This is a genomic window from Pseudidiomarina fusca (assembly GCF_032227045.1).
In the GTDB taxonomy this organism is placed as follows: domain Bacteria; phylum Pseudomonadota; class Gammaproteobacteria; order Enterobacterales; family Alteromonadaceae; genus Pseudidiomarina; species Pseudidiomarina fusca.
This window is the reverse complement of the sequence record NZ_JANFPJ010000008.1, coordinates 63,634-72,413: the sequence shown is the minus strand read 5'-3', so window position 1 is coordinate 72,413 and position 8,780 is coordinate 63,634. Positions and strand designations below refer to the sequence as shown.

6 protein-coding genes and 7 tRNA genes are annotated in these 8,780 nt (G+C 48.4%); 5 read left to right on the top strand and 8 right to left on the bottom strand.

The features are described 5' to 3' along the window. Positions 1 to 141: 141 nt before the first annotated feature. The 4 genes from NOG12_RS05490 to NOG12_RS05475 form a co-directional block, all read right to left on the bottom strand. A tRNA-Asn gene (locus NOG12_RS05490) sits at positions 142 to 218 on the bottom strand. 30 nt (positions 219 to 248) lie between these two features. Next, a tRNA-Asn gene (locus NOG12_RS05485) sits at positions 249 to 325 on the bottom strand. Between the two features lie 30 nt (positions 326 to 355). Further along, positions 356 to 432: transfer RNA gene (locus NOG12_RS05480), tRNA-Asn, on the bottom strand. A gap of 609 nt (positions 433 to 1,041) precedes the next feature. Next, on the bottom strand, positions 1,042 to 2,226 hold the full coding sequence (locus NOG12_RS05475; RefSeq protein WP_110074673.1) for a pyridoxal phosphate-dependent aminotransferase: 1,185 nt from the start codon (positions 2,224 to 2,226) through the stop codon (positions 1,042 to 1,044). Between the two features lie 255 nt (positions 2,227 to 2,481). Between NOG12_RS05475 and NOG12_RS05470 the strand changes: the two genes are divergently transcribed. The 4 genes from NOG12_RS05470 (at position 2,482) to NOG12_RS05455 (ending at position 6,638) form a co-directional block, all read left to right on the top strand. Then, positions 2,482 to 3,852 (top strand): MATE family efflux transporter, encoded by a 1,371-nt coding sequence (locus NOG12_RS05470; RefSeq protein ID WP_313932640.1) that lies wholly within the window; start codon positions 2,482 to 2,484, stop codon positions 3,850 to 3,852. Positions 3,853 to 3,855: 3 nt separating this feature from the next. Next, the gene (gene uvrB, locus NOG12_RS05465) at positions 3,856 to 5,877 is read left to right on the top strand and encodes an excinuclease ABC subunit UvrB (protein ID WP_153826664.1); all 2,022 of its coding nucleotides are present in this window, start codon (positions 3,856 to 3,858) and stop codon (positions 5,875 to 5,877) included. A 112-nt stretch (positions 5,878 to 5,989) separates the two neighbouring features. Beyond that, positions 5,990 to 6,178: a DUF2061 domain-containing protein gene (locus NOG12_RS05460; RefSeq protein ID WP_110074670.1), complete on the top strand. Its 189-nt coding sequence runs from the start codon at positions 5,990 to 5,992 to the stop codon at positions 6,176 to 6,178. Then, complete coding sequence (locus NOG12_RS05455) at positions 6,159 to 6,638, top strand: DUF2919 family protein (RefSeq protein WP_110074669.1); 480 nt, start codon at positions 6,159 to 6,161, stop codon at positions 6,636 to 6,638. Before NOG12_RS05460 ends, NOG12_RS05455 begins: the two co-directional genes overlap by 20 nt. A gap of 120 nt (positions 6,639 to 6,758) precedes the next feature. Here the strand turns inward: NOG12_RS05455 and NOG12_RS05450 are convergent. The 4 genes from NOG12_RS05450 to NOG12_RS05435 form a co-directional block, all read right to left on the bottom strand. Beyond that, a tRNA-Val gene (locus NOG12_RS05450) sits at positions 6,759 to 6,834 on the bottom strand. Positions 6,835 to 6,863: 29 nt separating this feature from the next. After that, positions 6,864 to 6,936: transfer RNA gene (locus tag NOG12_RS05445), tRNA-Val, on the bottom strand. A gap of 26 nt (positions 6,937 to 6,962) precedes the next feature. Beyond that, a tRNA-Val gene (locus NOG12_RS05440) sits at positions 6,963 to 7,038 on the bottom strand. 26 nt (positions 7,039 to 7,064) lie between these two features. After that, a tRNA-Val gene (locus NOG12_RS05435) sits at positions 7,065 to 7,140 on the bottom strand. Between the two features lie 212 nt (positions 7,141 to 7,352). On the opposite strand from NOG12_RS05435, the gene gltX reads away from it, so the two are divergent. Next, positions 7,353 to 8,762 carry a glutamate--tRNA ligase gene (gene gltX, locus NOG12_RS05430; RefSeq protein WP_313932639.1) on the top strand — a complete coding sequence of 470 codons (1,410 nt, stop codon included), beginning with the start codon at positions 7,353 to 7,355 and terminating at the stop codon, positions 8,760 to 8,762. Positions 8,763 to 8,780 lie beyond the last annotated feature (18 nt).

Here is an 8,780-nt window from a genome sequence, read left to right as displayed (position 1 = left end):
TAGCTGCAGGCGCTCAAGAGCCGGTGGCTAAACTGAGCAAAAGACTGTGGCAACAAAGCGAATTGCATGATTATTTTCAATTGGTAAAGCGCTATTGAGTTAACTGGGGTAAGCGGGATTTGCGTGGGGCTAGGTTATTTGTGGCTCCCCAGGTTGGATTCGAACCAACGACACATGGATTAACAGTCCACCGCTCTAACCAACTGAGCTACTGGGGAATTACAAATAGGTTGCAAGGAAGGTGGTGTTGGCTCCCCAGGTTGGATTCGAACCAACGACACATGGATTAACAGTCCACCGCTCTAACCAACTGAGCTACTGGGGAATTACAAATAGGTTGCAAGGAAGGTGGTGTTGGCTCCCCAGGTTGGATTCGAACCAACGACACATGGATTAACAGTCCACCGCTCTAACCAACTGAGCTACTGGGGAACACCTCAAGCAACGGATGCGAATGTTAAAGGGGCTTGCAGCGCCTGTCAATACTAAAAAAGTTCGTTTGCACGTTTTGTGCGCAAACTTGATAAAATAGTCCTTGTCAAGAGTGAACAAGGGCAGCGTTTATATCAAAAGATATAGTTGTGATCCGTCCTATGTTATCCACAGATCGGCGCAGCTCTTGATTTCAAAAGGCTAGCGGATCTTATCCACTAAATCTGTGGATAACCTTGTGGGAAAATCTGTGAGTAGCCATGAATGGTGCGCTATACAGGCCGATTTAGAGATTGCTTAAAAATTGACTCTATTTGTATTTTCGCAATAAAAACAAATGCTTACATATATACCCAGAGTTACTTTACAGGCTTTAAGAAAAACTTGAAGAAGCGCTTCTTTCTTGATCTGCCACTGTGTATTTCTTGTCAGCTTTGCTTCAAATATCGCCAATCATAGCTTGACTTTTTGCTTTAATCGCTTGAGTTTTCAAGAAAGCTTGCCGTGGTTAAAATTTAAACAGCTGTTTGATTGTCGTTGTCACCAAAGATTCATAAAAAATCCCGGCTCGAAGCCGGGATTTTAAAGAACCTTGAACTTGCCAGCAGTTTAGCTGCGAGCGTAGGCATCAATACGTCGCACCGCTTCTTCTAAAGTTGCCATACTGGTGGCGAAAGAGAAGCGACAATGGCCAGGTGCACCAAAGGCTGAACCAGGTACCAGCGCCACTTTAGCTTGATTCAAGAGTTGTTCGCATAATTCAATATCCGTACTCACCCCTTTTTGTGCCATGAGTTCAGTGATATTGGCAAAGGTATAGAAAGTGCCGTCACCAGCAATGCATTGCATACCAGGAATCGTATTGAGTGCTGCAACTAAATAATCATGGCGTTTCTTAAATTCAGTGACCATGGTGGTAATGCACGTTTGGTCACCTTCTAACGCTGCGAGTGCCGCATATTGGCTGATGCTGGCTGGGTTAGAGGTGCTCTGCGACTGAATCTTTTTCATTGCCGCAATCAAAGGTTTAGGACCCGCGGCGTAACCAATCCGCCAGCCGGTCATGGCATAAGCTTTAGACACCCCAGAAAGAATCACAATGCGGTCACGTAAGTCTGGCGCCACCATGGCGATATTGTGAAAAGCCTCTTCTGTCCACAAGATATGTTCGTACATATCATCCGTAGCAATAAGAACCTGCGGGTGCTGGCGCAACACTTCAGCTAGGGCAGTCAATTCAGCTTTGCTATAGGCGGTACCAGTTGGGTTAGAAGGACTATTTAAGAACAGTAACCGAGTGGCTGGGGTAATGGCCGCCGCTAATTGTGCCGCGGTGATTTTATAGCGTTGCTCAATACCAGCTTCAATAAAGCGTGGTACCGCACCCACCAATAAGCTCATATCAGGATACGACACCCAGTAAGGTGCCGGGATCAGCACTTCGTCACCTGGGTTAAGCCAAGCACTAAGTAGGTTAAAAATACTGTGTTTACCGCCCGCCGAAATCAAAATCTCTGCAGGTTCGTAGCTGAGTCCATTGTCGCGCTGAAATTTGTTAATGACCGCTTGTTTCAGTTGCGGAATACCGTCGACGGCTGTGTATTTGGTATGGCCAGCATCAATCGCGGCCTTGGCAGCATCCTTCACGAATTGGGGCGTATCAAAATCAGGCTCACCAACGCCTAAGCCAATCACATCATGGCCAGCAGCTTTAAGCTCAGCGGCTTTTTGCGAAACTGCTAGGGTAGGAGAAGGTTGAATAGCATTTACACGATCAGAAAGTTGATATTTCACGCTGGTATCCCTTGCTTCAGAGCCGTTAATAAAATATTGAGGGGAAAAAAGATGCTTTACTATATAGATATTGGCTATTTTTGTCCACGCAAGCAAGCTCTGGTCGGGGTAGATTGAGGATGGTAGTAACCAGCAAATTTGGGTACACTAGGAGCCTTTACGATACCCAAGCAATGGCTAAGTCGCAGTCGTAGCGACAGGTCCAAAACTACAGTCCCGCAGTAATAACTAGCAGTAACAACTAAGAGTATCTTCATGAGCCCAGCAGTGTCGGCAAAATCGTTGCTTCATCGGCCTATTTCTAGCACCCTATGGCAGATGACTTGGCCCGTTATTATTGGCGTACTAACGCTGATTAGCTTTAACGTGGTTGATACTTTTTTTGTCGGTATGCTAGGCACGGATCCGCTCGCTGCGGTTAGTTTCACCTTTCCGGTTACCTTTACCGTGGTGAGCTTGAGTATTGGCTTAGGCATTGGTACCTCGGCGGTGATTGCTCGTAAACGTGGTTCGGGGCGCGAGGAGCATGCGCGTTTTGATGGCACTACGGCACTGACCGTTGCTGCTTTATTGGTCGCTGTCTTAGCTCTGATCGGATGGTTGTTGATGCCAGCCATTTTTGCCCTGCTCGGTGCCCAAGAACGTTTGTTACCCGATATTTATGCCTACATGACACCGTGGTTTATAGGCGCCGTCTGGTTAGTTATCCCGATGGTGGGTAATGCGGTGTTACGCGCGGCTGGCGATACTCGTACGCCCAGCTTGATCATGGCATCAGGTGGCTTACTGAACGCCGTGTTTGATCCTATTCTGATTTTCGGTTGGGGCCCGGTGCCGGCACTAGGAGTGCAAGGTGCGGCGCTTGCGAGTGTGCTGTCCTGGGTTATTGGTAGTGTGCTGGTACTCTGGTATTTACGCTACAAGCAGCTGTTGAGCTTGCGCGCACCTAGTGGCGCCACTTGGCTGCATTCAGCCCGCCAAATTTTGAGCATTGGCTTACCCGCAGCGGGTGCGAACATGCTCACCCCTCTGGCTATGGCGGTACTCACTGCCTTGGTGGCCGTTTATGGTGCTGAAGCGGTCGCGGCGTTTGGGGTTGGCTCGCGGCTAGAATCCTTAGCCAGTGTGGTCATTCTGGCACTATCCATGTCGTTACCACCGCTCATTAGCCAAAACTTTGGCGCTCATGCTTTTGACCGGGTCGGTGCCGCTTACAAAGTGGCAGTGCGAGCCGTATTGATCATTCAATTGTTGATGTACGGCTTGTTGATTGCCCTAGCTCCTATGATTGCAGCGGTCTTTACCAATGACCCTGAAGTGGCTGAACTGATTCGTTTATTCATCTACGTGATGCCGCTTGGCTACGGTGCGCAAGGGGTGATTATTTTAACCAACTCAAGTTTAAATGCTCTGCATTTGCCAATGTCAGCGTTGAGCTTAAGTGTGATCCGTTTGTTCGTGATGTTTGTACCCCTGAGCTGGTTGGGCGGACTCTGGTACGACTTACCCGGCTTATTTGTAGGTGGCGTTATTGCTAATATCGTCACTGGCTTCATGGCTTGGTTTTGGTTTCAACGGGCCTTAGCACAAGAACGCGACAAACAGCAGCACGCGGTAACAGGATAAAACATGGTGAAACGTTTCGAATTAACCTCAGACTATCAACCCGCAGGTGACCAACCCAAAGCTATCGAAGCTCTGGTGGATAATCTGGAAGCTGGCCTGGCTCATCAAACGTTACTTGGGGTTACTGGTTCAGGTAAAACCTTTACCATGGCCAACGTTATCGCCAAGGTGCAGCGACCAACGTTGATTTTGGCCCATAACAAAACTTTGGCGGCGCAATTGTATGGCGAGATGAAAGAGTTCTTTCCTAACAATGCCGTTGAGTATTTCGTGTCTTATTACGATTACTATCAGCCCGAAGCTTATGTGCCGACCACGGATACTTTTATTGAGAAAGATGCCTCGATAAACGAGCATATCGAACAAATGCGGCTGTCTGCCACCAAAGCCCTGATGGAGCGCCGCGACGTGGTGCTAGTGGCTTCGGTATCCTGTATTTATGGTTTGGGCGATCCTGAATCCTACATGAAAATGATGCTGCACTTACGCCGTGGCGATATGATCGATCAGCGTGATATTTTGCGGCGCTTGGCGCAACTGCAATACAAACGCAATGATGCGGCCTTCGAGCGTGGCACTTATCGGGTGCGCGGCGAAGTGATCGATATTTTTCCGGCTGAATCTGAACAATTGGCTATTCGGGTTGAGCTATTCGATGATGAGATCGACCGCATTAGCTTTTTTGAACCCTTAACGGGGCAAGTAACGGAAGCCGACGTGGCGCGAGCTACCGTGTATCCAAAGACTCACTATGTTACCCCGCGCGAAACCATTTTAGCGGCGGTGGAACGCATCAAAGAAGAATTAAAAGAGCGCAAACAGCAACTGTTAGATGCCAATAAATTGGTCGAAGAACAGCGGCTGAGTCAACGTACTCAATACGACATAGAAATGATGCTAGAGCTGGGTTATTGCTCTGGTATTGAAAACTACTCGCGCTATTTGTCTGGGCGTGCGCCCGGCGAGCCGCCACCAACCTTGCTGGATTATTTGCCCGATGATGCGCTGATGATCATTGATGAATCACACGTGACTGTGTCGCAAATCGGTGCCATGTACAAAGGCGACCGTTCGCGCAAAGAAAACCTCGTGAATTATGGGTTTAGATTGCCATCGGCACTGGATAACCGGCCGTTAAAGTTCGATGAGTTTGAGGCCATTGCGCCACAACTAATTTATGTCTCGGCCACGCCAGGTAAATATGAACTAGAAAAGTCAGCCGGTGAAGTGGTAGAGCAGGTGGTACGTCCAACGGGCCTCGTGGATCCGCTCATAGAGATTCGCCCAGTTGCGACTCAAGTGGATGATTTGATGTCAGAAGTTAGAATCCGCGTGGAACGCAATGAGCGCGTGCTAGCCACCACCTTAACCAAGAAGATGGCAGAAGACTTATCGGATTACCTAGATGAACATGGTATTCGTGTTCGCTATCTGCATTCAGATATTGATACTGTGGAGCGTATGGAGATTATTCGCGACCTACGCTTAGGTGAATTTGATGTGCTGGTGGGAATCAACTTGTTACGTGAAGGCTTAGATATGCCTGAAGTAAGCTTAGTGGCGATTCTCGATGCGGATAAAGAAGGCTTTTTGCGCAGTGACCGGTCGTTAATTCAGACCATCGGCCGAGCCGCACGAAACCTCAATGGCCGCGCTATCTTGTATGCGGACAGAATCACAGGTTCGATGCAGCGGGCGATTGACGAAACCGATCGACGCCGGCAAAAACAGCAAGCCTATAACGAAGAACATGGCATCACGCCAAAGGGCTTAAACAAACGCATCACCGATGTGATGGACCTCGGTGGTACGGGTATTCGGGCGCCGCGTAAAGAACAACAGCGGGCTGCAGCTGAGCCACAAGCTAGTTATGATGCGAGCTTGTTCGATCCGAAACTGTTGGTACAGAAAATTGAAGCGGCAGAAAAAGCCATGTATCAAGCGGCTAAAGATCTTGAATTTGAACGAGCGGCAAGCATTAGGGATGAATTAACTCAATTACGTGAACAGCTCAAACGCCTGTAATGAGACGGTCGATATCTTTAATCGGTATTATTAATTAGATAATACCAACCTGATTGCTATTATCTATTCATCAAGCGCTAACCTAAGCGCTCAAACAGATGAGGAGATAGGCATGGCAAAAACAGTATCCTTTGGCGTAATGCACGTAAGTGTGGCCTTTACGCTGGTATGGCTCATGACCGGCGATGTGATGTTGGGTGGGGCAGTGGCAATGATCGAACCTTTAGTGAACACCATTGCTTATTATTTTCATGAAAAATTTTGGTCAAGGCGGCAAGTAGGTGCAACTGCAACTGGGTGATGAGCGCTACATTACGGCAGACGGACAGCTGAAGACACCGTTAAGTTTAACGGTGTTGTTGCTGTTTTTTTTGCGTGGTTACGTGGCTTGGATTTTATCCCTTTCTTTTTTTGAAGACCGCTCGCTCATTCTGCAGTTTTTCTACACCAACACCCACCAGTTTGCGTTGGCTCTAGCGGTAGGGCTGCCTGCGTTGGTGCTCTTTGTGTTAACCACTCAAGTTAAAACCGAGATAGCAGCTTGGGTCAGTAAAGCCTTTCGCTGGGCGCCGCTGTTACTCTGGCTGAGCTGGGTACTGGATGGCATCTTATTACTGAGTTTAATTGGGGCGCGCTGGCCGGCGTTTTCTTGGGTGAAGGCTATGCTATTGTTTGGCTGGCTGATGGGCTGTTGGCTGCTGCTATTTTCGCGGCACTTGAAGCGTTATTTCCAGTTGGTACGCACGGCGCAAGAAGAATAATCACGGCGCCTAAAATCAATGAGCCCATCAGTACAGGTGGCTAACATGCTTATTTAGGTGCTAATTTATTACTAATGATTGAAGTATTCTAGATTAGAGTTTTGCAGAGCTGCAAAAAAATGGTGGATGGTACTGGGTTCGAACCAGTGACCCCCGCCTTGTAAGGGCGGTGCTCTCCCAGCTGAGCTAACCATCCACAGGGAGACAAAGAAAATGAAGAATTTGTGGATGGTACTGGGTTCGAACCAGTGACCCCCGCCTTGTAAGGGCGGTGCTCTCCCAGCTGAGCTAACCATCCACAGGGAGACAGAGAAAATGAAGAATTGGTGGATGGTACTGGGTTCGAACCAGTGACCCCCGCCTTGTAAGGGCGGTGCTCTCCCAGCTGAGCTAACCATCCACAGGGAGACAGAGAAAATGAAGAATTGGTGGATGGTACTGGGTTCGAACCAGTGACCCCCGCCTTGTAAGGGCGGTGCTCTCCCAGCTGAGCTAACCATCCTTTTCTCTGCGTTGCGGGGCGTATTATAGGGGGCTGTGCGATACTGTCAACAAGAAATATGAAATGTTTTGTTCGACTGCTGGCTTTTTCGTCAGTTTGCACAAGTTTACAGCGAATCAGCTTGTGTATGGTGCGTAGCTAGGTTGTTCTTGCTAAACTACAGCCCTTATTGCTCGTTCAAAACGCCATAGTTAGCGGAGATTTAATTGCTTATGACAGTTGTCACTCGATTTGCCCCCAGCCCAACTGGATTCTTACACGTAGGTGGTGCCCGTACCGCACTTTATTCATGGCTCGTAGCTAAAGCTGCTGGCGGTAAGTTTGTGCTGCGTATTGAAGATACGGATCGCGAACGTTCAACCCAACCTGCGATTGATGCCATTTTAGAGGGGATGGAGTGGCTTGGCTTAACTTGGGATGAAGGTCCTTATTATCAAACCAAGCGATTCGATCGTTATGAGCATTACATTGCCCAGTTACTAGCAGAAGATAAAGCTTATAAGTGCTATTGCTCGACTGAACGTTTAGAGCAGATGCGTGAAGAGCAAATGGCGAACGGTGAAAAGCCTCGCTATGATGGCCATTGTCGCGATAACCCAGCCGCTGGTGGTGATTCTTACGTGATCCGCTTCCGTAACCCACAAACGGGTAGCGTTAAGTTTCATGATCACATTCGCGGTCCGATTGAGTTTGCCAACAGTGAACTTGATGATTTGATCATTGCGCGCAGTGACGGTACCCCCACCTACAACTTCTGTGTGGTGATTGATGACTGGGAAATGCAGATCACGCACGTGGTACGCGGTGAAGACCATATCAACAACACCCCACGCCAAATTAATATCTTGCAAGCACTCGGGGCGCCGATTCCTGAGTATGCCCATGTATCCATGATTTTAGGTGATGATGGTAAAAAGCTGTCTAAGCGTCACGGTGCCGTGAGCGTCATGCAATATCGCGATGACGGTTATTTACCTGAAGCTGTGTTGAATTACTTGGTTCGCCTAGGCTGGTCGCACGGCGATCAAGAAATCTTTAGTGTGGCGGAGATGACCGAACTGTTTCGTTTAGACGACGTGAACAAAGCCGCCTCAGCTTTCAATACTGAAAAATTAAACTGGTTAAATCAGCACTACATGAAATCGCTACCGGTAGAGCGGGTTGTTCCCTATTTGCAATGGCACTTTACTGATCAAGCCATTGATGTGAGCAAAGGCCCTGCCTTAGAGCAGTTGTTGCCAGTTATGGCGGACCGGGTTAAAACCCTGAAAGAGCTTGCGGCACAAAGCCGGTATTTTTATGAAGAGTACGAGGCTTTTGATGAGGCTGCAGCGAAAAAACATTTACGCCCGGTGGCACGTGAAGCTCTAGAAGCGGTGCAAGATAGACTAGCAAGTTTAACTGAGTGGAACCCAGCAAGCATTCAGCAAGCGATTCAACAAACCGCCGATGATTTACAAGTTGGTATGGGTAAAGTAGGCATGCCACTGCGGGTGGCAGTGACTGGCTCAGGTAACTCGCCGTCGCTGGATGTGACTCTGGCCATGTTAAGCCAAACCCAAGTGGTAGGACGTATCGCTCGAGCAATTTCGTATATTATGGAGCGCGAACAAGCGCAATAAAGAAGAAAGGGCGCCAGG

Coding starts and splice junctions, on each gene's coding strand:
- gltX (WP_313932639.1), top strand. CDS start 7,353: ATGACAGTTGTCACTCGATTTGCCCCCAGCCCAACTGGATTCTTACAC.
- uvrB (WP_153826664.1), top strand. CDS start 3,856: ATGGTGAAACGTTTCGAATTAACCTCAGACTATCAACCCGCAGGTGAC.
- NOG12_RS05470 (WP_313932640.1), top strand. CDS start 2,482: ATGAGCCCAGCAGTGTCGGCAAAATCGTTGCTTCATCGGCCTATTTCT.
- NOG12_RS05460 (WP_110074670.1), top strand. CDS start 5,990: ATGGCAAAAACAGTATCCTTTGGCGTAATGCACGTAAGTGTGGCCTTT.